Source organism: Mycobacterium ulcerans subsp. shinshuense (genome assembly GCF_002355775.1).
Taxonomy (GTDB): domain Bacteria; phylum Actinomycetota; class Actinomycetes; order Mycobacteriales; family Mycobacteriaceae; genus Mycobacterium; species Mycobacterium marinum.
Window position 1 is genome coordinate 1,044,723 of record NZ_AP017624.1, and the last position, 24,388, is coordinate 1,069,110.

The window sequence follows — 24,388 nt, forward strand, 5'->3', positions numbered from 1 at the left end:
ACTGGCGGGCCAAGAGTCTGCGTCAGGCAGTTTGGGGAATACGTACTAGCCTCGATTCTTCGTGCCGGCGGGGTTCGGTGGTGTTGGATCATGAAAATCGCTCAGTGATAGCGATTTTGGGTTTGGGGTGTGTTTGACTGCCCCGTGGCGCCCGGGTTGGGCGGGCTTTCCCGGGGCCGGTGGGCAGTCCGCTCCGTCGGCTACCGCCGCGGCCAGTTCGGTGAACACCGCACCCGGGGCATACACTCACGGCCCCTTGTAGGTGTCGGCCAATGCCGCGGTGACCTGCTCAGACAACCCGGTCTGATCGGCGAGCTCGCGCAACAGCCCCATCCCGGAATGCGGCACCACACCATGGCCGTCCGCCGATACTTTCGCCCGCGAGGCGCCTTCCAGTCGAGATGGTTGAACCGTAGAGAAGTCCAATCATTCTCTACAGGACAGGCACTTTCGCGCTTCAACACCCAGATGCATCGGCATCCCGCGAAGAATCGAGGCTAGTGCCTGAAGAGCCGTATTGGCCATGTCCGATCTCATTTCGGCCCCCGGCTGGGCCCCATTGAAGCATTGGCAACATCGGCAATGAAACCGAAATTGGGGCTAGTTGCTGACACTCCTAATACGTTGGTATGACGAAACATTCGGTTAGGTCGATACTTCGACACAGTTCTTCGAAGCGGGGTCATCCCCACGCGGGCGACTAGTACCGTTGCGCCTGGCCTCGACGAACAGTATGCGGCTATAGGCGAAGTTGCTTGCGATGCCAATGATAAGACTCGGTGCGATTGTCACCAGGATATTCGATGTGCCCGCTATCAGGTGGCCGATGACCAGCCAGGATGCCGTGAGCATGGAATTCACCACCGCGGCCATCCAAAAGCCCCGTCGGGGGTTTGCTGGCCAGCGGAATAATCGTTCGAGCGTCAGTGCCAGCACGAGAGTCGCAGACAGGCTGAGTGCCGCTTGGGTCAAGCCGGCGTGCAGGGCGACGATCACGCCGGAGCGATAGTGCGTGACGGCAGCCCAACATCCGTAGCTCATGGCCGCCCACATTGCGAGCAATGCTGGCCGTGCATTGGTCCGTAGCCACCGAAAGTCGGCGCTGTTGCGTATTGGTCTCATCGGAAGTATCCCAGGGCTCCGGCGTTGTTGATTAGCAGGCTTGTGAGCTGGGGAATTGTGGATTGAGGAGGTCTAGGCGGCGGTTGGCGGTCAAAGCGGTGATCCGGCAGGCTTCGGCGATGTTGTCGGCGCCGTTGAGGCGGTGCAGATTGATCGCAGTGTTGCGTAGCGTTGCTAGGACCTGTGCGCCGTTTCCGGTATGTGCCCTTTGACGGTCTTCGTCGAAGGTGACGTCGCGTATCCAGTGCAGGCTGTTCTCGATTCCCCAGTGTTGACGCATCCAGGTCATGATCGCGGTAGGGCGGGCGTGCTCGAACGGCAGGCTGCAGATGGCATAGACCACCTCCACGCTGCGCTGGTCGGTGGCGGTGATCAAGCGTTCACGAGTGATCCGGATGATTTGTTTTGCGTAGGGGAAGCCGATTCCTCGTGCAGCGGTGATGATTTGCAGGGTGCGGGTCTCGACACGGCCGTGGCCGCGGGAGTCGTCGGTAGCGGCTGCGGGCACCTCGGCCCAGGGCGGCGCGGTGATACGCGCAAGTATTTTGGCTTGGTTGGACTTGACGATCATCAGGTAGTGCGACTTCAAGGTGGCGCAGATCAACTTCGCGGTGACGACCTGGGTATGCATCGCATCCACGGTGACCAGCCACCGCAAGCTACCCGGCAGCAGCGTGAGCAGGGCACGTACGCAGGGAATTTCATTGCTTTTCTCGGCGACAGCGAGTTGACCGAGCACCAATCGGGCACGGTGGGCGAACACCGACACGAGATGCGTGGCTGTCGCTTTGGCGCGTAAAGCACCACGCAGCATCTTGCCGTCCAACGCGATCGGCACCAATCCGCTGGGGTCGCTGCTGGCCACGTGTGCAGTGAAGTAACTGCCCATCCTGGCGTTGAGGTCGGCGGGGTCTAGCCGAGACAAAACAGCGCGGAAGGTCTTCTCACTGGGCCGCCGGAACCGGACCCCTAATTGGGCCAACACATCATCGGGAGCGGTGGCCGCCCATGTGGCAAAACCAGCATAGCCGCGCATCCCCGCGGCAGTGGCCAGAACCGCGATCGCCAACAAAGCCATCAGCGAATACCTCCGACCGCGTGGGTCCCTCGGGTCTGGCACCGAGGCCAACACATCGAGAAACTCCGATCCGATGAGCTCGCTGCGCCCACCAGGACTCCAGCGGTCGAACACCTCTGGAACCGACGACACAGGCAATACTGAAACGGTAGGCACGGGCAACTCCAGACCAACGACGAACAGTAACCAACTCGATCGTTCTCCAGATAGCCCGTGCCTACACTCCGGCCCCAATAGCGCGGCACCAAAGATCATCAACCCAGCTCACAAGCCTGCTAATCAACAACGCCGGAGCCCTGGGAAGCATCCGCGTCAACTTATGGCAATGGGAAATCTAAGGGTTCCGATGGCTAGGGGACATCTCTTGTCGCCTAATCGGGGGACAAAAGATCTTCGTGACGGGACAGCGGACGTGCGGATAGCACCCCTACAACGACGCAGCATGCAATCATAGATATGGGTTATTGACCGTTAAAATTTCTTTATGATTCTAAATTTGCACAGCTCAAACCCCTTGTGGTAGACGATATGTTCGAACTCCCCCCTCGGAGTCGAGGTGGTTTGGAGCCGACATGGGTGTTACGTGCTAGCAAGAATTGAGGTTGAGGAATCAATTATTTCTGAGATTGAAGAATTCATCATTTCTGAGGTGGCGGCGCAGCGGCTGGAATTGTTGGCGCAGGCGCACCATTTGTCGGTGGGATTTGCTCAGGTCCGTGAGGACGCGTTGCAGGACGTGTGGCTTGCGTCGCGGCAATACCGGACGCGGGGTAGGCCGTTGCGCGTCGCGTTGATGGCCTCCGGTGGGTGTACCGCCGCTGCCTTGGCGGCGACTGCGGGTGTGGGTTTGCTGCATCTGATCGACGCCAATCCGGCGCAACTGGCGTTGACGCGGCTCAAGTTGCACCTGCTGGAGACGGTCGGTAGCCCAGAGCGGATGTGTTTGCTGGGACACGAGTGGATGCCTGCGTCGGAACGTCACGCCGCATTGGAGCCGGTCTTTGCGGCATTGAACATCGCACCGGACGCAGTGGGCCCGGTACCGGAGGTTGCTACCTGGGGCCCGGATTTCTGCGGTCGCTACGAGTGGCTGTTCGCCGCGTTGCGTCATGAGCTTGCGGACTGGCAATACGAATTGAATGGTGTTCTAGGACTGCGGAATCCGGCAGAGCAGTCGCGAAGGGTTGCTCGTGGCACGGCTCTCGGTGCGGCGTTGGATCGCGCCTTCGATGCGGCCTTCGACCTGGACATCCTGGTGAATTTGTTCGGTGACGGGGCGACGGCCAACCGTGTCGAACCGTTCGCCCGGCACTTCGCCCGCCGGACCCGACACGTGCTCGCGACCCAACCCGCGGCCGACAATCCCTACCTGTGGCAACTATTGGCCGGGCGATACCCCGGCGTCACGGTGCCTTGGCTTGCCCACAAGGCGCCAGTAGTCGACTTACCGGAGATCACATTCACGCAAAACACAATGGACGCGGCCCTCGGAGTCCTGCCGCGCGGCGGGTTCGACATCGTTCACCTGTCGAACATCCTTGATTGGCTCACTCCCGAGGAGGCTCTTATCACGCTGGCGCGTGCTTACCACGCCCTGCGGCCGGGCGGCATTGTCGTTGTGCGCCAGCTGAACTCAACGTTGGATGTGCGCGGCTGCGGCCCGGATTTCCGATGGGATCCGGCTGCGGACGAACTACATAGCCGGGACCGCAGCTTCTTCTATCGAGCCTTGCACGTCGGTGTCAAGCCCTGATCGCTACCGAATCAACTTCTCTTCATCCACCACCCCGATTGGAGCACGATGTCTACTACCGTATGCCTCACCAAGGCCGCGCGTGTCACGAAAAGGGCCGAGCAGATTCTTGACGGCATCGGGATCATGGCTAACCCGTACCTCACCACACTAACCGACGGCAGCATGCCGCTGGAGCGCTTCCGCGCCAGCCAGGAGCAGTTCGGCTTCGCCGTCACCTACTTCGCCCGGCCGATGGCCTCACTGATTTCCCGGATGGATCTACCCGGCCAGCGGCTCGGCATCTTGAGCAACATCGTCGAGGAGCATGGCGACTTCAAACCTCATTTCTTCCACCACGCGACCTTCCGGCAGTTCCTAGCCAGCATCGGCAGCGATGCCGAGCGACTGGACGCCCTGGCGCCAGCCCCCCAGGTGGATGCCTTCAACAGCGTTCTGACCTCCGTCTGCACGATGGAGGACATGGCGGTGGGGATCAGTTGTCTGGGCATCATCGAGCATGCTTTCGCCGGCATCTCGGCAACGATCGGTTCCGCGGTGGTGGAGCGGGGTTGGGTCGCCCAAGACGATCTGGTGCACTACGCGTTGCATGCCGAGATCGACGAGCAACACGCTGAGGACTTCTTCGTCCTCGTCGAGGACACCTGCGACGACTCGCGCACCAGCTGTGCGGTAGACCGCGGCCTGCGACTCGGCGGATACGTGTTTAACCGCCTGTACACCGACCTGTATCAGCTCGGCGGCTGAGCCAGGAGTGACAACCGTCCACATGCTTCAGGGCCCGCCGCCTTCCGGCCTGGCGCGAGCCTTGGAGACTTTCGAGCAGCAGTTCACCTACCCGCTGGGGCCCGGCCGTAGCTTCCGCATCTCCCATGGCGCCGACTACATGCGGTTCTACCGGGCGATGGGCGAGGTGGCCAGGGTGTTCGTGGCCGAGCGCGACGGCCAGGTGATGGGCACAGTGGCGGCTGCAGTGCGACCACTGCGGACCCCCGAGGGGCGCGAGCAGCACAGCGCCTACATCGGGGACTTGAAGATCCTGCCGGCCGAGCAGGGCGGACGGACCATTTGAGGCTTGGCATCGCCTTTCTGAAAGAAGCAAGAAAGCATAGCCACGCCGAGAGCAGAGGGTTCGGCGTGGTGATGGATGGCACCGCCAAAACGCCGTCGGAGTATTCCGGGAGGCTGGGATTTCCCAACGGTACCGAGGTCGGCCACATCAGCGTGCTGCGCATCCCCACCTGCCAAGGCTCCGATGCCACCGCGGCACACACCGCCTACCTGGTGCCCCCGGCAGCGGCCGCGCAGGCCTACCGGCGCTGGACGCAGGGCCACTACGCGGTGCCCGCGGGCGACGCGACGTTACGCTCCGAGCTAACCCCAACCACACTCCTGCTGCCCGACGACTCGGCGTGCGGGCTGCTGGAAGACACCCGCCAGGCCAAACGCTTGCTCACTGAGGACGGTGAGCTGCGCAGCGCGCATCTGTCCGACTTCGCCTACCGCAACCCGGCGTGTGGAGCCGCACTGCTGCAGTCCGCGCTGCCGTTGGCCGCTAAGCATGGCAACCCGGCGCTGTTTGTCGCCGTCCCGGCTTCGGATACCGACGCGTTCCTGGCGCATCTGGACATCCCGCAAACGGTGGTGGCCCCGGCGACGATCTACGGCACGAGGCTGGCCGCCGCGCCGCGATGGACCGTCAACACCGCAGAGATCTGACATCTCTATCACCTGTCAAGAGAGGACATTGCAATGGCGGAAGCCACAACTGACCCGATTCGGCTGCCGCCGGGGCCGAATGCGTCGAAGCTGACTCAGACATTGGTATACGTTTTCGCCAAGGCGCGCGCCCGGACGCGGTTGACCAACCGGTATGGCTCTGGGTACTCCCTCAATCTACCAAAATACGGCCCCACGCTAGTCATCAGCGATCCGGCGATGTTGAAGCAACTTTTCACTTCTGGCAACGATTTAGTCACTCGGCCAACAACTCTCGGCAAGCTGCTGGGGCCGGGCTCGATACTCAGCATGATCGGCGTCGAGCATCGTCAGCGTCGCAAGCTAATGGTGCCACCATTTAACGGTAGGCGCATCGACGCGTACGTCAAGATCGTCGAAGAGGAGTTCCTGCGTGAGGCTCAAACCTGGCCTGAGGAACCAGAATTCGAATCCCTGCAAGCGTTGGTGAATATTACCGGCAGCATAGTCTTGCGCACGATCCTGGGTGCGCACGGGGCGATCTTCGAAGAGCTCCAGTACTTGGGGCCACGGACAATTGTGCTCGCCGCTAGCATGATTGCCTTACCAGAGTGGTTGCGGCGTGATCTTGGCCCCTGGAGTCCATGGGGCAAGATTCAAGCGGCTCGAAGCCGATTTGACGAACTGGTCGCCCAGCTGATCGCTGAAGCACGGGCAGATCCGAACTTTGAGACACGGACCGACATGCTGGCGATGATGCTGCAGGCGCGCTATGACGACGGCTCACCCATCACCGACGCTCACATCAGCGATGAAATGCTGACGATGATCGTGGCCGGACGCGAAACGACGGCCACCACGCTGGCATGGGCCATCGAGCGTTTACGTCGCAGCCCCAGTTTCGTGGCGCAACTCGTCGATGAGATCGACAGCGGCGGAGCCGCGCTGATGCAGGCTACGGTCTGGGAGGTGCAACGTACCCGGCCGGTATTGGATTTCATCGCTCGGCGAGTCGAAACGCAGCTACGACTGGGCCCATGGGTGCTTCCGAAGGGTCATATGATCGTTGGCGATGTTTGGGCTGCTCAACACGCGTCGAGCAGTTTCAAGGACCCAGAACGGTTTGACCCGACCCGTTTCGCCGATGGACCACCAGAGAGCTATGCGTGGATACCTTTCGGCGGCGGCATACATCGGTGTATCGGCGCCGCCTTTGCGAACATGGAGATGACAACCGTCCTGCGAACCCTCCTGCGCAAGTTCGAACTTGTTCCGACCGATGCTCCCGCCGATCCGATCCGTTCTCGCGGTATCACCAACGCGCCGGGCCATGGCGGGCGCATCGTGGTACGCAGCCGTCCGGCTGGTGCCCGCACCGCATATGCGTCTGAGGATGGGCATTCTGCTGTAGCACAATCAGTTTGAAATCCGACCGGGAATTTTCACGCATGATCGACAACTCGATCGCCTGGGTGGAGGGGGCGTTGGTAGCGGGTGACCAGCGTGCGCAGCCGCACGAGCCGCGCCAACTGCGGATTGCGACGGCCGACGAACTCATCGCGGCGATCGCGACTTCGCTTATCAGGGGGGCGCCCGCGATTGGCGTCACGGCGGCTTTTGGAGTGGCGTTGGCCGCGTCGTTGGCTGCCTCAGGTGACAACACCGACGAGCAGATCCGACGTCAGGCCGCGCGCATCGCGTCGGCGCGGCCAACCTGCGCCCGTATATCCGCAAAGAACGGGGCGTGGACGCGAAGTAAACGTCGTCGATCTCTTGGTACTGGCGGAGCGCACACACCGACAACACGTTCCGGCGGTGGAAGAAGGACCTCGCCACTGAGGAGGCGGGCTCAGATCGATGCCTCTGTGAGTGGCAGTAAACGCGCGGTCCGTCGTTGTATTTCGCTGTCGAAGCAACAATGGTCGACTGCACCGCAATCACGTTCTAATAGCGCCTACAAGTACTACCGGGTGAAATCCGCATGACTGTCAATTACGCGAACGACTCCGACACCGAAAGGCCGCTGATCGCGAGGAAGATTCATGCGTTCGCGGTGCCAATCATCTTGGGCTGGCTGGCTATTTGCGTCGCACTCACCGTGTTCGTGCCATCGCTGGAAAAGGTCGAACAACAGCGTGCAGTTTCACTGAGTCCTCAGGACGCGCCGTCCTTCCAAGCGGTCAAGCGCATCGGCCAGGTGTTCCACGAAGGAAATTCCGACAGTTCAGCGATGATCGTGTTGGAGGGCGATCAACCGCTCGACGACGCGGTCCATAAGTATTACGCCGCTTTGTTGCGCAAGTTGAATGCCGATAAAAAGCACGTAGAGCACGTGCAAGACTTCTGGGGCGATCCTCTCACGGCGGCGGGCGCGCAAAGCGACGACGGCAAAGCCGTGACTGTCCAATTGAGTTTGGGGGGCAATCGAGGTGAGTCGCTGGCCAATGAATCCGTCGAAGCCGTCCGCAAGATCGTTGCGGAGACGCCCGCTCCGCCCGGGATAAAAACGTACGTCACGGGGCCATCGGCGCTCATGGTGGATATGCAGCGCAGCGGTGACAAGTCCATGCTGAAAATCACGCTGACGACTGTCACAGTCATTTTTTTCATGTTGCTACTCGTCTATCGTTCGGTCAGCACCGTTATTGCCTTGCTGTCCATGGTCGGCGTTGCATTGACAGCGTCGCGGGGAATTGTCGCCCTCATCGGGCACAGCGGGGGTATCGGACTCACCACGTTTGCGGTCACGTTGCTCACGTCGTTAACAATCGCGGCCGGCACGGACTACGGCATTTTCGACTTTGGCCGGTACCACGAAGCGCGCCTGATCGGCAGGGCTCCGGCGTTGTTGATTAGCAGGCTTGTGAGCTGGGTTGATGATCTTTGGTGCCGCGCTATTGGGGCCGGAGTGTAGGCACGGGCTATCTGGAGAACGATCGAGTTGGTTACTGTTCGTCGTTGGTCTGGAGTTGCCCGTGCCTACCGTTTCAGTATTGCCTGTGTCGTCGGTTCCAGAGGTGTTCGACCGCTGGAGTCCTGGTGAGCGCAGCGAGCTCATCGGATCGGAGTTTCTCGATGTGTTGGCCTCGGTGCCAGACCCGAGGGACCCACGCGGTCGGAGGTATTCGCTGATGGCTTTGTTGGCGATCGCGGTTCTGGCCACTGCCGCGGGGATGCGCGGCTATGCTGGTTTTGCCACATGGGCGGCCACCGCTCCCGATGATGTGTTGGCCCAATTAGGGGTCCGGTTCCGGCGGCCCAGTGAGAAGACCTTCCGTGCTGTTTTGTCTCGGCTAGACCCCGCCGACCTCAACGCCAGGATGGGCAGTTACTTCACTGCACACGTGGCCAGCAGCGACCCCAGTGGATTGGTGCCGATCGCGTTGGACGGCAAGATGCTGCGTGGTGCTTTACGCGCCAAAGCGACAGCCACGCATCTCGTGTCGGTGTTCGCCCACCGTGCCCGATTGGTGCTCGGTCAACTCGCTGTCGCCGAGAAAAGCAATGAAATTCCCTGCGTACGTGCCCTGCTCACGCTGCTGCCGGGTAGCTTGCGGTGGCTGGTCACCGTGGATGCGATGCATACCCAGGTCGTCACCGCGAAGTTGATCTGCGCCACCTTGAAGTCGCACTACCTGATGATCGTCAAGTCCAACCAAGCCAAAATACTTGCGCGTATCACCGCGCTGCCCTGGGCCGAGGTGCCCGCAGCCGCTACCGACGACTCCCGCGGCCACGGCCGTGTCGAGACCCGCACCCTGCAAATCATCACCGCTGCACGAGGAATCGGCTTCCCCTACGCAAAACAAATCATCCGGATCACTCGTGAACGCTTGATCACCGCCACCGACCAGCGCAGCGTGGAGGTGGTCTATGCCATCTGCAGCCTGCCGTTCGAGCACGCCCGCCCTACCGCGATCATGGCCTGGATGCGTCAACACTGGGGAATCGAGAACAGCCTGCACTGGATACGCGACGTCACCTTCGACGAAGACCGTCAAAGGGCACATACCGGAAACGGCGCACAGGTCCTAGCAACGCTACGCAACACCGCGATCAATCTGCACCGCCTCAACGGCGCCGACAACATCGCCGAAGCCTGCCGGATCACCGCTTTGACCGCCAACCGCCGCCTAGACCTCCTCAATCCACAATTCCCCAGCTCACAAGCCTGCTAATCAACAACGCCGGTGCCCTGGGCACTACCCACGTCATTTTGGGCACTGGCTTGACTATCGCCGCCGCGACCCTCTGCCTCCTGTTCGCCCGGCCGCCTTCCTTCCAGACTCTGGCCATCCCCTGCGCGGTGGGGACGCTGGTTACTGTGGCGGTCGCGCTGACGCTGACGCCGGCCGTGCTGGTTGTCGGCAGCCGCTACGGTCTGTTCAACCCCAAACGGCGGCTCGACGTCCGGAGCTGGAGACGAGTCGGCACGGTGGTAGTGCGATGGCCTGTGCCCGTCCTCACCGCAACACTGGCTATTGCCCTCGTCGGACTGCTGGCTCTGCCCGGACTTCGAATCAACTACAACGACCGGATCTATCTACCCGCCGGCATCCCTGCGAACCAGGGGTACGCGGCGGCAGATCGCCATTTCGCCCCGGCCCGGATGAAGCCCGAGATCTTGATGATCGAGGCGGATCACGACATGCGAAACCCGACCGACTTCTTGATTTTGGACAAACTGGCCAAGGGAATCTTCCGCGTTCCCGGAATCTCGCGGGTCCAGGCGATAACCAGGCCCGACGGAACTACACTGGCGAACACGACGATACCGTATTTGATCAGCATGCAGAACGCCATTCAAGTGCCGACGCTCAAATTTCAGCGTGACCGGATGAAGGACATGCTCGCGCAAGCCGAGGAAATGGGCCAAATGGCCGTTGCGATGCGTCGCAGGTACGACGCCATGGCGAAGCTTTCCGACAATACCCACCGAATGGCTAATGACTTCGTCGAGATGGAGCAAATCACCAGTGAGGTGCGCGACCACATCGCCGACTTCGATGACTTCTGGCGGCCAATCCGCAGCTATTTCTACTGGGAAAAGCACTGCTACGACATTCCGATCTGCTGGTCGTTCCGATCGGTATTCGACGCGCTGGATGGTGTGGACGAGATAGACGAGAAAATCGGCGCGCTCGTGAGTGACGTCCAGACCCTGGACGCGCTGCTACCCCAGATGCTCGCGACGTTCCCGCCGATGATCGAGACCATCGAAAGCACGCGCACCATGATGCTGACCAAGCACAGCACCATGGTGGGCATTTTCGACCAGATGGATGAGATGAGCGAAAATGCGAACGCCATGGGCAAGGCGTTCGACACCGCCAAGAACGATGACTCTTTCTATTTGCCGCCGGAGATTTTCCAAAACAAGCGTTTTCAGCGCGCAATGGACTCGTTTCTGTCGGCGGACGGACACGCGGCCCGCTTCATCATTTTGCACCGAGGCGACCCCCAGACGCCCGACGGCATGGCAAGCGTTAATGCGGTCCGGACGGCGGCGGAAGAGTCGCTCAAGGGGACCCCATTGGAGGACGCCAAGATATATCTGACTGGCGCGGCAGCTGTGGTCAAAGATATCGGCGAGGGCGCCGGCTGGGACCTTCTGATTGTGGGAATTTCGGCCATGTGCCTGATTTTTATCAGCGTGCTGATCCTCACCCGCGCCCTTATTGCTGCCGCTGTGATCGTGGGGACGGTAGTGCTGTCGCTGGGCGCTTCCTTTGGGCTATCCGTGCTGCTATGGCAGCATATTCTCGGCGTTCCCTTGCACTACATGGTGCTGACGATGTCTGTTATCGCCCTCTTGGCGGTGGGATCTGACTACAACCTGCTGTTGGTGGCCCGGTTCAAACAGGAATTGGGCGCCGGACTGAATACCGGAATCATCCGCTCGATGGGCGGTACCGGAAAGGTCGTGACGAACGCGGGCCTGGTATTTGCCGTCACCATGGCATCGATGGTCGTCAGCGACTTGCGAGTTATCGGCCAGGTGGGAACTACGATTGCCCTGGGCCTGCTGTTCGATACCTTGATTGTCCGGTCGTTCATGACGCCCGCAGTAGCCGCGCAGTTGGGCCGCTGGTTCTGGTGGCCGATGCGAACAGGCGCCATACGCTAGATGGCTAGATCCGGCGAAGCCGGATTTTTGAGTCAAGTTGTGTGGCGTGGGTCAGGTTCGCTGGTGTTCGATTTGGAGGGTGCGTCATTCCATCTGCGTAGGTCCGGGGTGGTCCATCAGCGGACCGCTGTTGGGGCGGACAGAAGGAGTGTCTTGTGACCAAGACCATGCAGGCGCCAGCCGGGGACAAGACGGCGGTGCGGCGGTTGGCCGAGACGTTCACAGCCGAGACGCTGGACTCGTCGATCAACCTGACGTAGGTCACTTTTCCGGTTCGGGTTTGTCGCGGGGCTTGGACCTGCTGTTTTCCGATCGTTGAGGCTAGAGCAAGCTCAGTGCGGCCGTGTGCAAGCATCCGCCGTCGTTTTCGGCCACCATGGTGTGGTGGAGCTATCGGTACGCGGGGCGGCGCCATGACTCGGGCGCAGGTCGCGCGCCTGCTCGAACAGCACCGGGCATCGGGGCGCCGATTCACCGCGGCCGGCATCGAGTCCTTCGTCTTGGATAGCGGCGCCCGAGACGCACCGCCGGTGATCTGCGTGCACGGCGTGCCAGCGTCGTCATTCCTCTACCGCAAGGTCGTGGCGGCCCTGGCCCAGCGTGGTCTGCGGGGGATTGCGATCGATCTGCCCGGTCTCGGCCTTGCCGAACGCCCCGGCGACGCCGACTACACCTGGAGCGGTCTGGGACGTTGGCTGGGCGCGGCGATCGATGCGCTGGGTATCGGCCGCTTTCACCTGGTCGTCCACGACATCGGTGGACCGATCGGATTCGACGTCGCCAACGCGGCACCCGATCGTGTGCTGTCGATGACGCTGCTCAACACCATCATCGCGGTGGAGCGCTTTCACCGCCCCTGGCCGATGGAGCCGTTCGCTCATCGAGCGGTCGGCGAAATGTGGCTTGCCTTGTTGCGCGTTCCGGGTGCGTTCGAGTCGATAATGCGTCTGGTGGGCGTGAGCAGTCGGGTCCCGAGCGCCGAGATCGCTTGTTGGAAGCCGCTTTTGTTCGGGGATGACGGAGGCCGGGCATTCCTCGAGATCATGCGGGGCTTCGAACTGACACCAGAAAAACAGCACAGCTACATCGCGGCGGTCCAGGACACGCGCTATCCGGTGCAAATCGTATGGGGTGTTCGAGACACGATGCTGAGTTGGCGCCGCTACGGCGCCGAGGCCCGGCAGCTGGTCGGGACGCAGCGGGTGACCACGCTACCGGCCAAGCACTTTCTTCAAGAGGATTTTCCAGAGGAGATCGCGGCCGCGGTTCAGCGGCTCGCCCAGTCGAGCTGAATCACAGGCCATAGTCTGCTTTGACGATCTCCGCGGCACGCTCACCGATCACGACGCAAGGAGCCATGGTGTTGCCGGTGGTGATCCGCGGCATGATCAAACTATCGGCGACCCGAAGATTTTCCATTCCATGGACTTTCAACTTGGCGTCAACCACCGACATGTCGTCTCGCCCCATCTTGGCGGTGCCGGACTGATGCCAATAGGTCGAAGCGCCATCGCGAATGAAACGTTCGAGCTCGGCACCCGCGAAACCGCCCGGCATCACCTCGCGCTTCACGAAGGGGCGAAGTGGTGCCGTATTTCCGATCTCGCGGCAGAGTTGCAACCCGGCCGCGGCGGCCTTCATATCGTCAGGGTGGGCGAGCATCTCGGCCTCGATCAGCACAGGGTCGCCGGGGTGCGGCCCGCTGAGCCGCACCCGACCGCGACTTTGTGGTCTGACCACGCCGACACACATGGTCCAGCCGTGTGCCGGCAGCCCGTAGCGTGCTGCGTTCTCCGGGCTGGACAACGGAAACTCCGCGACACAGATCTGTAGGTCCGGGGTGGCCAGCGTCGGGTGGCTCTTCCAGAAGACCGTGACCTCCGCCCCGTTGTTGCGCGGTGCCAGCGCCTCATGCGATTCCCATACACAGTCAATCCGAGGGTGATCCTGATAGTTGTGTCCCACTCCGCGAAGATGCGTGATGACCGGAATGCCGAAGCCGCGCAGTTCATTTGCATCCCCGATGCCAGACTGCATGAGCACTTTGGGGGTGTTGATGGCGCCGAGTGAGACGACCACCTCTTGGGTGGCGGAGACGGTGCGGATCGCGTTGGCATGTGAGAACTGCACGCCGGTGACACGACTCCCGCTGAACGTCAGCCGCCGGACCGTCGCACCGGTAAGGACGGTGAGGTTGCGTTGTTGCAGGTGGGGGTGCACATAGCTGCGGAACACCGACTCGCGGAGTCCATTTCGCAGTTGCAGGTCCAATAGCGATGCGCCGCCCGGTCCCTCCATCATGATGCCGTTGTTGCTGTCATACACGGGAATCCCGATTGCGCCCGCACCATCGACGACGGCCGTGGCAATCGGATTGGGGTCGGGCGCGGTTTGGGCGAACACCGGGCCTCCGACTCCCCGCCGATCGCCGTCGCAGCGGCCGTGCCAGTCTTCGATGCGGCGGTAAATGTCCAGGACCGATTCATAGCCCCAGCTCGGGTCGCCGGCCGCCGCGGCGAAATGGGCCCAGTCGTTGCGGTGACCGCGCGCCCAAGCCATCACGTTGATGCTCGATCCTCCGCCGAGCACCTTGCCCATGGAGAGCGGGATGGATCGTCCGTTCAGGTGGGCGCTCGGAGCCGACGCAAAGCCCCAATCGCGTGCGCTGCCCAGGTTGAGTGGCCATTGGGCGGGATCCATCACCTCCGCAACGTCGTCGGTGCCGCCGGCCTCCAGCAACAGCACGGCGACGTTGCTGTTCTCGGATAGTCGCCGCGCCAGTACCGACCCTGCCGAACCGGATCCGCAGACCACGAAGTCATACCGCGCCGCGATGGGGTCGGAGCACATGTGATTTCTCGATTCTGCATCGGGGCGGTTCGGTATCCGGTGGTCTTTTGGTTTGCGGTCGCGGGGATCAGTGGCGGCGCCGATCACGATGACGCGATGTCTCACCCAGTGTTGGTCGCGCGGGACGGGGCGCGCTTGCACACCGGCGCACGGATCTTGAGCTTGCGCGAATGCTTCGGGTGAACTCGCGGCGCAGCGCCGCTTCGGGCGCCGCGCAGGTACCGTCGAATGAGGTGCTCAGCATCCGTCACGGGGGTGGGCGCCGTACCGCGCGATGACGTCGGCTGAGCAGGTTGCGGCCAAACCCGGGATGGCTCGCCGACGAGTTGGAGGCACCATGGTGAATCCCAGCCGACCCGGCCAGCGCTGTGCCGCCACGTCCGCACGGCGAAACGAACGTTTTGAAGCCTTCCAGCACGCCATCTCCCAGACATTCGTGCCGCTTGCGTTATGCGTCGATGACGTCGGAACTTTTCGTGGCCAGGTGCGCTCGGCGAGTCTGGGCACGGTCCGAGTGTCCGATGTCCGGGTCGGAAGTGACGTGCTGGTGCGCCGCACGGCCAAGCTGATAAACCACAGCGCCCCGGACTACCTCAAGGTCGCGATGCCGCTGAACGGTAAGTGCGTTGTGACCCAGGACGGCCACGAAGAGACGTTGGCTCCGCGAGATTTCGCGGTGTACGACACGACCCGGCCCTACAGCCTGGCTTTCAGCGGTGTCTACCGGGCGCTGGTCGTCATGTTTCCGCGCGACCAGATGCGGCTGTCCTCGGCCGAATTGACGCGATTAACGGCTCGGCGGCTGAACGGGCGCGATGGCTTGGGAGCGTCGGTGTCGGCCTTCCTGACCGAGATGGGCAACCGGCTCGACGATGCGAACACCGCCGGCACCCTCTATCTAGCCGACGCGGTGCTGGACATGCTGGCGGCATCGTTCGCCGCGCAACTCTCCGACGAGACCGGCGGCAATGTGGCTCGAGGTACGCGAGGCCTGGCGCTGCGGATTCGCGCCTTCATCGAAAGTCGGCTCTGTGACCCGGGTCTGGATGTTTCAACGATCGCTGCCGCGCATCATGTTTCGGTGCGGTACCTGCAGAAGCTGTTCGAGTCGCAGGGTCAGACAGTCACCGGCTGGATCCGAGACCGCCGCATCGAACATTGCCGTCGCGACCTGGAAGATCACCGCCTTGCGGAGGTGCCGGTGAGCTCTATCGCCGCGCGTTGGGGGCTGGTCAACGCATCGCATTTCTCCCGCCTCTTCAAGGCCGTTCATGGGTCCTCACCCGCCGAATACCGCGCCCAGGTTTCGCTACGCTCGCCTTCCGCATCCACCGATCGGGGCTAGGTTGGGAGGTAGAGCTGCGCGATAGCGGGATCGGGTTGCTGCTTGGGGAAAGGCGGCCGGTGTGGCAATCGACTACAACCAGGGGCACATCGCCGAGCAGTATCAACAGGCGAAGACGCAGCCTTGGCGAGAACGCATCGAGACCTACTCCTTTCTCAAGCACATCGGTGACGTCAGCGGCAAGAAGGTGCTGGACGTCGCGTGCGGCGAAGGGCATTTCACCCGCTTGTTGCGCCGCGCCGGCGCCGGGCAGGTGGTCGGACTCGACATCTCCGAACGGATGATCGCCCTGGCCCGCGCGCAGGAAAAGCAGCAGCCGTTGGGCATCGACTACGTCGTGGCGGACGCCCGTTCGACCGTTGCGCAACAGGATTACGACGTGGTTGTGAGTGCGTGGCTGCTGGTGTACGCGCAAAACCGGGCGGAGCTCGCGCAGATGTGTCGCGGCCTGGCGTGCCGGGTCAAGCCGGGCGGCCGGTTCGTCACCGTGAACACCAATCCGGGGGTGTATTCGTTTCGGCCTGACTACCGTAAGTATGGATTCGAGCTGCAACTGGCCGATCACGTCTGCGACGGCGCGCCGATCGACATCACGGTCAATCTCGCCGATTCCAGACTGCGAGTCCGGAACTACTACCTGCCGATCGAGGCCTATGCTCGCGCGTTCCGGCACGCCGGTTTCCACGACTTCGCCGTCCACATTCCCGATCTGGAGCCTGCGCCCGAAGCGGGTGAGGAGGGCGACTACTGGGACTACCTACTCGACAATCCTTTCCTGGTCATCATGGACTGCGTCAAAGACTGACGTGCGCCGCGACGGTGCCGTCAGAGCTGCTGGAGCTAAATCGATTTCGGTTTGGCGAGATCCTGTCACGACCACGTTCTAGTTGTCGTTGACCGTTACCACCATCTGGTAGTCGCTGGCCTGCCAGGCCTGCATGAAGGTGTCGATCGGCACCTGCTTGTCGGCGCCCGACGGATAGGCGGGGTCGTTGAGGTGCACGACGCCGGTGCGGGTGTCCACGCCGGTGATGACCAGGGAGTGGTCCGGGGCGCTGTGGTCGCCGTCCGGGTTGTCCCAGATGGTTTCGACGTTGACGGTGGCGATCACCTTGTGGCCATCGCCGAGGTAGCGCTCGATCGCCGAAAGTCCGGTGGGAACACCGGTTTGCTCTTCGGTGGAGGCATTGGTGATGGCATCCTTGATGCCGAACTGGGCCAGCAGGACCACCACATCGCTGGGGTCGGTGCCCCAGGTTTGGGTGGGGGTGGGGCGGATGTAGATCGACCCGGGATGCATCGAACTCGGCGTGCTTTCGGCCAGGCGAACGATCTGCTCCTCGGACGGCAGCTTTCCAGTTACTTCGCCGACCACGTCGGCGACCGACATCAGCACGCGGTTGTCGGGCAGGTGCTGCATCTGCCAGTACTGAGCGGCCGTGTCTGGGTGGCCGTACAGCGCGCCGGTGGATTCGGTCTGGGGAGCGGGGCTGGCCAGCGCGGGGGCGGCGAACGCCCCGGCCGCGGCGGCGCCGATGAAGGCCGCCGCGGTGGCGGTACGCGCTGCGGTGGCGACTCGGTTCATGAAGGTCTTCGACACGATGAGCTCCTTTCCTCGTGGGCTTCTCGTCGGCCGCCTCGGCGGCGCGGTGGGTTCCGTGAGAAAAAGATCCACCCGGGGCCTTCCGGGATTCATGAAGAAACCTTGGAAGCCGCGAAAGCCCTGGAAGCTACCTGTCACCGCCCGTGAGCGGCGGCCTCGGTGTCAGGAGATGCGGTCCGTCCAGCCCAGCCCTCGACTCACCGCGTCAGCCGCGGCGATGGTCGGTTGGGCGACCTCTTCGAAGTCGGCGGCCGGTAGCCGGTAGGCCGGTCCGGAGACGCTCAGCGCCGCGGCAACCCGTCCGGTGCTGTCGTAGACCGGCGCGGCGACCGCATTGAGGCCGATTTCGAGCTCCTCACGTGCGCTGGCCCAGCCGGCCGCGCGGGTGGCCGCGAGTTGGGCCTCCAACGCATCGATGGTGACGATGGTGTTCTCGGTGAAGCTGTCCAATGTCGCGCCGACCCGGTGGCGTACCTCATCTGCCTCCAGACCGGCCAGCAACACCTTGCCGGACGAGGTGGCGTGCACTGGGCAGCTCTGGCCCACCCAGGTTTGCAGTGCGATTTCGGCGCTGCTTACCGCCTCGACGATGTTGACGGCGCGGTTTTCGTCGAGGATTGCCAGGTTGGCCGTTTCACCCAAGTCCGCCGCCAGCTTGTCGCACGCGTCCTGGCTCAGCTTCACCAGGTCCGAGTGACCGCTGCGGGCGCGGGCCAGTCGCGACACCCCGATTCCGAGCTGGTACTTGCCGCGATCGGAGAGCTGTTCGACGTAGCCGCGTGCTTCCAGCGCGGTGATCAGCCGCGACGCGGTTGATTTGTGTACCCCGAGCTCATCGGCGACCTCGGTCACCCCCGCTTTGCCCATGTCCGCCAACAGTTCGAGCACCAGCAGGGCACGGTCGACCGATTGAACGGCGGGGGCAGGGTCTGACTCGGAGGCACCGCCGTCGTTGCCTGTCCCCATGATCATCGACGATATACCGCTGCTCACGGGCACCTCGGTTACCCCGACACCGCGGGGATGCCGATGCGTGCGACCACCCACTGATGGAATTCGGCGATGTGGTGCTCGGCGGGAACCAGCACACCGCCGGTGCGGTAGGCGCGTGACGACATCGCGGGCTGGGTCCGCTGGCAGGCGTCGAAGTCCTGCTCGTTGACGCGATGGAACAGTTCAACCGAGTGCGCAATGTCGCCGCCCGCGGCCACCTCGGGGGCATAAAGCCAGTCACATTCGACGATGGTTCGGTCGGCGGCGATCGGGAACATCCGGTGGATGATCGCGTGATCGGGGACCAGGTTGATGAACACCGTCGGTTTGACGGTGATGGCGAAGTAGCGTCGGTCCTGCTCCGGCCTGATTCCGGGTAGGGCGGTGAAGCCTGCCCGGCCGTCCACGGTGAAACCTGCTACCGCCGAGCCGAATTCGGCGCCGCGTCCCACCGATCGCTGAGCCGCCTGGCCGCGTGCGAATTCCGGTATCACTCTGGTCAGCTCGGGGTGGATAGTGGCGCAGTGGTAGCACTCCATGAAGTTCTCGACGATCAACTTCCAGTTCGCCGCGACGTCGTAGCTGACACGCCGCCCGACCTGCAACGCCTCGATCCGGTACGTGTCTATGGCGCTCACGTCGCCGAGTCGCGCCGTGACCGACCCGACGACGTCGTCTTCGAACGACGGCGGATCCTCGGCCAGGCAGACCCACGCATAGCCCAGCCACTCCCGCAATGCCACCGCGACCAGGCCATAGCGGTGCCGGTCGATGCTCGCTCCGTCGGTGTCGGTCAGTTCCGCGATATTGGGGGCGGCGATCAGGGTGCCGTCCAATCCGTAGGTCCAGGAGTGATAGGGGCAGCGCAGATTCCGGTGCACCTGTCCCTCGGGCTCGGTGCACAGCAGCGCACCTCGATGCCGGCAGATGTTGAGAAAGGCGCGCAGCCGTCGATCCCGCCCCCGCACCAGCAGCACGCTTTCGCGTCCCACCTGTACGGCCTTGAATTGCCCTGGCTCGTTCAGGTCGGCCGCGCGCACGACGCAAAACCACATGCTTTCGAACACGTGCTGTTGCTCGGCGGCAAACACGGCGGCACTGGTGTAGTAGGCCCCGCCCAGGGTGGGCAGCAAAGCCGAGGGTTGCCGGACAGCGGTCATACGGTCACCAGCCTCTGTGGGTCGAACAGCGAAATCGGTTGGCTGGTAGCGCCCTCGGTCACCAGGTCGGCAAGAATCTCGCCGACAACCGGCACGAACTTGAAGCCGTGCCCGGAGAATCCACAGGCCACGGTCACCGCAGGACAGTACGGATGTCGTGCGATGGCGAAATGCTGATCGGGTGTGTTGGAGTACATGCAGGTCGCCGCTTGCAGGCAGGTGCCGGCGAGCGCCGGCAATAATTCGCCGACCCGGGTGATCATCTCGTGGATCTCCTGCGGCCCAACCACCCGGTCGATGGTGTCCGGGGTGCAGGCGATCCCTTTGCGGAAGAACGCGACCTTGACCCCGCCGCGTGGTCCGTCGATGGCGGGGAAGCCGTAAATCTGTGCGCCGGAATCATTCTCGGCGATGAAGATCGGGTGATCCCGGAACCCGGCCGTGCCGCCAACCGGGTCCAGCCAGTACATCACCTGGCGTTGCACCGTGATCGGAATGCCCAATTGGCTCAGCAGCTCCGGTGCCCAGGCGCCGGGGCAGACCACCAGCTGTTCGGCGGTGTAGGTGCCGCGGCCGGTGGTGACCCGCACGCCGCTGGTGGTCGTGGTCCAGTTCAGCACCGGCTCCTCGAATTGCAGTGTTGCCCCCGATCGCTTTGCCAGCTCCAGGTGTGCACGCACCGTCAGTTCAGGGCGAGCCAAACCCGCCTTGGCTTCGTAGAGCGCGATGTCTGTGGGCTGCGGGGTGAAATTCGGGAAGCGGGCCGCGATCTGCGGGGCGTCGAGCACCTCGTGCGGCAGATTCCACTCGCGGCTGGCCCGCAGGCTGCCGGCTACGGTCGCGCAGTCCGGCGGTCCGATGAACAGGCCGCCGGTGAGTCGGTAGATGTCGCTCTGGGCATCGATGGCCAGCCTCTCCCACAGCTCATAGGACCGCAGCAGCAGTGGCACGTAACCGGGATCCTCGAAGTAGGACTGGCGGATGATCCGGGAGCCGCCGTGGCTGGATCCCTTATTGTGGGCCGGTTGATGACGCTCCAGGCCGAGCACTCGGCGGCCCCGGGCGGCCAGATGATAGGCGGCCGCGCTTCCCATGCCGCCCAGTCCGATCACAATCACGTCGTAACCCGTTGTCGCCATGACGAGTTACCTCCGTATCCGGGTGGACTCTGGATCGACCGCCGGTTGCTGGTGGACGCTCGCCGGGTAGCGCCGGCCGCGGTGGTCGACGGTGACGGTGTCACCAATCGACGATTCGGCCGGCAGCCAGGTGTAGGCGATGGTGCGGCCAATCGTGGGCGAATACCCGGCACTGGTCACGAATCCAATGCAGACATCGCCGGCAAACACCGGCTCCTTGCCCAGTGCCGCCGCGGCGGGATCGTCGAAGACAATGCACTGCAGTACCTTTCGCGCAGCGGCGTCCACCAGCGCGGCCTTGCCGATGAAGTCTTTGGACATCCGAACCGCGAAGCCCAGGCCGGCCTCATCCGGGCGGTGCTCGGCGGTCATGTCGGTGCCCCACGCGCGGTAGCCCTTCTCCATGCGCAGGCTGTTGAACGCGATGCGTCCGGCGGCAATGGCCTGGTGGCCGGCGCCAGCCGCCCACAACAGGTCCCACAGGGCGCCGCCGTAGCTGGCTTCGGTATAGATCTCCCAGCCCAGCTCGCCGACATAAGACACCCGCAGCATGGTTACCGGGATGGGCTCCAGATAGGTCTGCAGCAACCGGAAGTATGGGAACGCTTGGTGTGACAGATCGTCTCGGCACAACGGCTGCACGAGGTCCCGCGCGGCCGGCCCCCACACCCCGATGCAGCAGGTGCCTCCGGTGATATCGCGCAGCGTGACGCTGCCGTCTTGGGGCAGATGACGACTCAGCCAGTCGAAGTCCTGGGGCCCATTGGCGCCGACCTGAAAACGGGTCGTGCCGAGTCGGGCGACGGTGAGATCGCTGCGGACGCCGCCCGTCTCATCGAGCATCAAGGTGTAGGTGACCGATCCGACGCCCTTGTCGATGTCGTTGGTAGTCAGCCGCTGCAGCAGGTCGACCGCACCGGCACCGCTGACTTCGTAGCGGGTCAGCGGTGTCATGTCGTAGAGGGCGACGCGTTCACGCGTCCACTGCGCCTCGGCGATCGCGATGGGCGACCAGTAGCGTGCCGCCCAGTCGTCACGCTCGGGAAACGCCACATTGCGGCCGGCGAGCTCCCGAACCAGCTCGGCATTGGCTTGAAACCATGCGGGTCGCTCCCAGCCACCGCCCTCGTAGAAGTAGGCGCCCAGTTCGCGCTGGCGGTGGTGGAATGGGCTGGTGCGCAGGCCGCGCAGCGCGCTGCGGTACTGGTGGGGATGAACGATGTCGTAGACCTCGACGAAGGCCTGCTCGCAGGTCTCGTCGATGAATCGTGGGCTGCGCGCAAAGTCCTCGAACCGGTACAGGTCGCATTCGTGCACGTCGATCGACGGGGTGCCGTCGACGATCCACTCCGCGACCGCTTTGGCCACCCCGGCCGAATGGGTCACCCACACCGCCTCGGCAACCCAGAACCCGCCCAACTCCCGGTGCTCGCCGAGCAGCGAATACCCGTCGGGCGTGAACGAGAAGATGCCGTTGAAGCCCTCGTCAACCTTGGTGTCCCCGAGCGCAGGCAGCAGTCGCACGCAGTCACGCCAGGCCGGTTCGAAGTCCTCCTCGGTGAAAGGGAGCATCGAGGGCATCGGTTCACCGGCGGTGTCGGCCAGCAACGTGGACATGTCCACGGGCATCGGCTGGTGCCCGTAGGAGCCGATGCCAAGGCGGTCGACGTGTTCGCGAAAATAAAGGCCGGCGTCTTGGTGGCGCAGGATCGGCAGGCTCGCCGGGGCGTCTTCGGTGTTGCGCCCGACCAGCGGTGCGACCTGGCCGGTCTTGGCGTACTGGTGCGCCATCGGCACCAGCGGCAGCACCAGGCCCACCTGTTTGGCCAGCTGTGCGCCCCAGAATCCCGCCGCGCAGACCACGATGTCGGCCTCGATGACACCGCGACTCGTGTGGACTCCGGTGACCCGGCCGTTGTGATCGGCCACCTGCTGCACCTCGGTCTCGGCCAGGAAGACCGCGCCCCGCGCGATCGCCCGCCGAGCTTGCGCTTCGACCGCGCGTACCGCCGAGGCCAGGCCGTCGCTCGGGGTGTGAAAGCCGCCCAGGATTCCCGCGCGGTCCAACAGTGGGTGCAGCTCGACGCACTGGTCCGGGCCGACCAGCCGCCCCGGCACTCCCCAGGCCTGCGCCCAACCCGCCTTGCGATGCAGGTCCGCCCAGCGCTCGGCGGTGGTGGCGACCTCGAGCCCGCCCACCCGGTTGAACACCGCCCCATCGCGATGGTGCAGTCCGGAGAATTTGTCCACGGTGTAGCGAGCGAATGCGCTCATGGTTTTCGACGGGTTGGTCGCAAACACCAGGCCGGGGGCATGCGACGTGGATCCGCCGGTGGTGAACAAGGGCCCGCGGTCGACCACCGTGACATCGATGACCCCCCCGGGCGGTCAGCTCGTCGGCGAGCGAAGCCCCAACGATGCCGGCACCCACGATGACGATCTTCGGTCCCATAACGCCACCCACTTGCACTGTGTTCCGTAATGCGGAACAAGTTTTGTAATGCGCAACATGGTGAGGTCTGGCGCGGCCGCTGTCAAGCGGACACGAAGGGACCCGGAAACGGCGCGGGCGGGGCCGCGGCATTGGCTGGCCCCAGCCGTCTCCGGGTTGTCCAAAAAATGCTGGTGAGCAGGGGCTTGCACCCCGGTGCGGCTAGCGGAGGCTTACCGGTTGGGGTTGCGAATCGATCAATGGCGCGCGGCGCCGACCGCCGCGGTCTGATAGTCCCAGGGATCGAAGGGGGCGGAGGCGGTGCCGGTAGGTGGCTGCCATCTGGTGAAGAAGTGGACGGCCGGATGTGCGCTCTCCGATGCCGCGATGCCCAGCGCCGCGCGGACCTCGGCCAGCGGTCGGTCCAGGAGCTCTTCGTACGGGGCCGCCATCAGGTTCTGCGCGGCCCGCCCGCGTGCTACCGCCTGGCGCCAGAACTCGCGTTTGCGCCGCCATGAGCCGCCGCGTACCACCGCGCACGCGATGAATCCGAAAATCGCTGTGGCTCGGCACTTTCCAAGCTGGCCGTGATGCAGGCCCAGGTTGCCGATCTCGCCGCCCAGGTCGGGTCCGTAGCCGCCCAGCACGTGGAACATGTCATGCAAGACGGTGCCCCGCTTGATCATGTAGCCGAAGTCGGGGTCCCAGCCATTGCGTTCGATGACCGGCTCGATGACGTCGCGGGCATCGAATACCCCCGCATCGAGGCGGTGTTGACGCAGGAAATCGCGATAGGCGGCGCCGAGTGAGCCCGGCGGCAACGTAGCCAGGTAGTCGTCGTCACCGAGTCGCGCCATCAGGTCGGGCTTTGTCTCGAGCAGCCGGCGTCCCTGCGGGAGTCGGGCGCGTTTGTCGAACTCGCGCTGCAGGGTCGGGTAGCCGAAGGCGATCACGGCTTCGAATACCTGGTCGTGATTGAACCGAAGGCCGAACACGTGGCCCAGTGCGCGAACACCGGTCCGCATCTGCCCGTACCGTGCCGTTGTGGACGGGATAGCCATCTACCAAATAATAGACATACTGTAATCG

The 24,388-nt window shown here is 63.4% G+C and carries 17 protein-coding genes and 5 pseudogenes; 12 read left to right on the forward strand and 10 right to left on the reverse strand.

Features of this window, described 5'->3' with window-relative positions:
* Positions 1-165: 165 nt before the first annotated feature.
* The 3 genes and pseudogenes from SHTP_RS04995 to SHTP_RS05005 form a co-directional block, all read right to left on the reverse strand.
* Positions 166-396, reverse strand: a pseudogene (locus SHTP_RS04995) (IS1380 family transposase); the annotation flags it as partial.
* 249 nt (positions 397-645) lie between these two features.
* On the reverse strand, positions 646-1,053 hold the full coding sequence (locus SHTP_RS28480; RefSeq protein ID WP_231395655.1) for a hypothetical protein: 408 nt from the start codon (positions 1,051-1,053) through the stop codon (positions 646-648).
* Between the two features lie 100 nt (positions 1,054-1,153).
* Complete coding sequence (locus SHTP_RS05005; protein ID WP_420872937.1) at positions 1,154-2,356, reverse strand: ISAs1-like element IS2404/ISMul1 family transposase; 1,203 nt, start codon at positions 2,354-2,356, stop codon at positions 1,154-1,156.
* Positions 2,357-2,849: 493 nt separating this feature from the next.
* Here SHTP_RS05005 and SHTP_RS05010 point away from each other — a divergent pair, with 493 nt between their 5' ends.
* The 10 genes and pseudogenes from SHTP_RS05010 to SHTP_RS05045 all read left to right on the forward strand — a co-directional run bounded on the left by SHTP_RS05010 (position 2,850) and on the right by SHTP_RS05045 (position 13,070).
* Positions 2,850-3,953: a DUF3419 family protein gene (locus tag SHTP_RS05010; protein WP_231991284.1), complete on the forward strand. Its 1,104-nt coding sequence runs from the start codon at positions 2,850-2,852 to the stop codon at positions 3,951-3,953.
* Between the two features lie 48 nt (positions 3,954-4,001).
* Positions 4,002-4,700: an iron-containing redox enzyme family protein gene (locus tag SHTP_RS05015; protein WP_086085663.1), complete on the forward strand. Its 699-nt coding sequence runs from the start codon at positions 4,002-4,004 to the stop codon at positions 4,698-4,700.
* Between the two features lie 7 nt (positions 4,701-4,707).
* Positions 4,708-5,025 carry a GNAT family N-acetyltransferase gene (locus tag SHTP_RS28485; protein ID WP_231991285.1) on the forward strand — a complete coding sequence of 106 codons (318 nt, stop codon included), beginning with the start codon at positions 4,708-4,710 and terminating at the stop codon, positions 5,023-5,025.
* A gap of 68 nt (positions 5,026-5,093) precedes the next feature.
* Positions 5,094-5,672, forward strand: coding sequence for a hypothetical protein (locus SHTP_RS28490; RefSeq protein ID WP_231991286.1), 579 nt, complete (start codon positions 5,094-5,096; stop codon positions 5,670-5,672).
* A 33-nt stretch (positions 5,673-5,705) separates the two neighbouring features.
* Positions 5,706-7,076 (forward strand): cytochrome P450, encoded by a 1,371-nt coding sequence (locus SHTP_RS05025; protein ID WP_096369959.1) that lies wholly within the window; start codon positions 5,706-5,708, stop codon positions 7,074-7,076.
* A gap of 286 nt (positions 7,077-7,362) precedes the next feature.
* A pseudogene (locus SHTP_RS28495) lies at positions 7,363-7,530 on the forward strand (hypothetical protein); the annotation flags it as partial.
* A gap of 102 nt (positions 7,531-7,632) precedes the next feature.
* Positions 7,633-8,484 (forward strand): annotated as a pseudogene (locus SHTP_RS05030) (MMPL family transporter); the annotation flags it as partial.
* A gap of 142 nt (positions 8,485-8,626) precedes the next feature.
* Entirely contained in the window at positions 8,627-9,829 is a 1,203-nt protein-coding gene (locus SHTP_RS05035; RefSeq protein WP_420872938.1) for an ISAs1-like element IS2404/ISMul1 family transposase, read from the forward strand.
* Between the two features lie 20 nt (positions 9,830-9,849).
* Positions 9,850-11,760, forward strand: a pseudogene (locus SHTP_RS05040) (MMPL/RND family transporter); the annotation flags it as partial.
* A gap of 431 nt (positions 11,761-12,191) precedes the next feature.
* The gene (locus tag SHTP_RS05045) at positions 12,192-13,070 is read left to right on the forward strand and encodes an alpha/beta fold hydrolase (RefSeq protein WP_096369961.1); all 879 of its coding nucleotides are present in this window, start codon (positions 12,192-12,194) and stop codon (positions 13,068-13,070) included.
* Position 13,071: 1 nt separating this feature from the next.
* Here the strand turns inward: SHTP_RS05045 and SHTP_RS05050 are convergent, their stop codons facing one another.
* A complete protein-coding gene (locus SHTP_RS05050) occupies positions 13,072-14,628 on the reverse strand; it encodes a GMC family oxidoreductase (RefSeq protein ID WP_096369962.1) in 1,557 nt (518 codons plus the stop codon).
* Between the two features lie 337 nt (positions 14,629-14,965).
* Here SHTP_RS05050 and SHTP_RS05060 point away from each other — a divergent pair, with 337 nt between their 5' ends.
* Together SHTP_RS05060 and SHTP_RS05065 are read left to right on the forward strand one after the other, a co-directional pair.
* Positions 14,966-15,973, forward strand: coding sequence for an AraC-like ligand-binding domain-containing protein (locus SHTP_RS05060; RefSeq protein WP_420866648.1), 1,008 nt, complete (start codon positions 14,966-14,968; stop codon positions 15,971-15,973).
* Positions 15,974-16,034: 61 nt separating this feature from the next.
* Positions 16,035-16,778 carry a class I SAM-dependent methyltransferase gene (locus tag SHTP_RS05065; RefSeq protein ID WP_096369965.1) on the forward strand — a complete coding sequence of 248 codons (744 nt, stop codon included), beginning with the start codon at positions 16,035-16,037 and terminating at the stop codon, positions 16,776-16,778.
* Between the two features lie 78 nt (positions 16,779-16,856).
* On the opposite strand, the gene SHTP_RS05070 is transcribed toward SHTP_RS05065, so the two are convergent.
* The 6 genes and pseudogenes from SHTP_RS05070 to SHTP_RS05095 all read right to left on the reverse strand — a co-directional run bounded on the left by SHTP_RS05070 (position 16,857) and on the right by SHTP_RS05095 (position 24,360).
* Entirely contained in the window at positions 16,857-17,573 is a 717-nt protein-coding gene (locus SHTP_RS05070; RefSeq protein ID WP_096369966.1) for a C39 family peptidase, read from the reverse strand.
* 165 nt (positions 17,574-17,738) lie between these two features.
* Positions 17,739-18,548, reverse strand: a complete 810-nt coding sequence (locus SHTP_RS05075) for an IclR family transcriptional regulator (protein WP_231991786.1) — start codon at positions 18,546-18,548, stop codon at positions 17,739-17,741.
* Positions 18,549-18,580: 32 nt separating this feature from the next.
* A complete protein-coding gene (locus SHTP_RS05080) occupies positions 18,581-19,729 on the reverse strand; it encodes an aromatic ring-hydroxylating oxygenase subunit alpha (protein ID WP_096369967.1) in 1,149 nt (382 codons plus the stop codon).
* A complete protein-coding gene (gene solA, locus SHTP_RS05085) occupies positions 19,726-20,868 on the reverse strand; it encodes an N-methyl-L-tryptophan oxidase (protein ID WP_096369968.1) in 1,143 nt (380 codons plus the stop codon). Before solA ends, SHTP_RS05080 begins: the two co-directional genes overlap by 4 nt.
* 6 nt (positions 20,869-20,874) lie before the next feature.
* Positions 20,875-23,320, reverse strand: a pseudogene (locus SHTP_RS05090) (GcvT family protein).
* Between the two features lie 236 nt (positions 23,321-23,556).
* On the reverse strand, positions 23,557-24,360 hold the full coding sequence (locus SHTP_RS05095; protein WP_231991287.1) for a ubiquinone biosynthesis protein COQ4: 804 nt from the start codon (positions 24,358-24,360) through the stop codon (positions 23,557-23,559).
* Positions 24,361-24,388 lie beyond the last annotated feature (28 nt).

What these genes read in the sequence shown, in the direction of transcription:
- SHTP_RS28480 (WP_231395655.1), bottom strand. Translation starts at nt 1,053, where the DNA reads ATGTGGGCGGCCATGAGCTACGGATGTTGGGCTGCCGTCACGCACTAT.
- SHTP_RS05015 (WP_086085663.1), top strand. Translation starts at nt 4,002, where the DNA reads ATGTCTACTACCGTATGCCTCACCAAGGCCGCGCGTGTCACGAAAAGG.
- SHTP_RS05025 (WP_096369959.1), top strand. Translation starts at nt 5,706, where the DNA reads ATGGCGGAAGCCACAACTGACCCGATTCGGCTGCCGCCGGGGCCGAAT.
- SHTP_RS05045 (WP_096369961.1), top strand. Translation starts at nt 12,192, where the DNA reads ATGACTCGGGCGCAGGTCGCGCGCCTGCTCGAACAGCACCGGGCATCG.
- SHTP_RS05050 (WP_096369962.1), bottom strand. Translation starts at nt 14,628, where the DNA reads ATGTGCTCCGACCCCATCGCGGCGCGGTATGACTTCGTGGTCTGCGGA.
- SHTP_RS05060 (WP_420866648.1), top strand. Translation starts at nt 14,966, where the DNA reads ATGGTGAATCCCAGCCGACCCGGCCAGCGCTGTGCCGCCACGTCCGCA.
- SHTP_RS05075 (WP_231991786.1), bottom strand. Translation starts at nt 18,548, where the DNA reads ATGATCATGGGGACAGGCAACGACGGCGGTGCCTCCGAGTCAGACCCT.
- SHTP_RS05080 (WP_096369967.1), bottom strand. Translation starts at nt 19,729, where the DNA reads ATGACCGCTGTCCGGCAACCCTCGGCTTTGCTGCCCACCCTGGGCGGG.
- solA (WP_096369968.1), bottom strand. Translation starts at nt 20,868, where the DNA reads ATGGCGACAACGGGTTACGACGTGATTGTGATCGGACTGGGCGGCATG.
- SHTP_RS05095 (WP_231991287.1), bottom strand. Translation starts at nt 24,360, where the DNA reads ATGGCTATCCCGTCCACAACGGCACGGTACGGGCAGATGCGGACCGGT.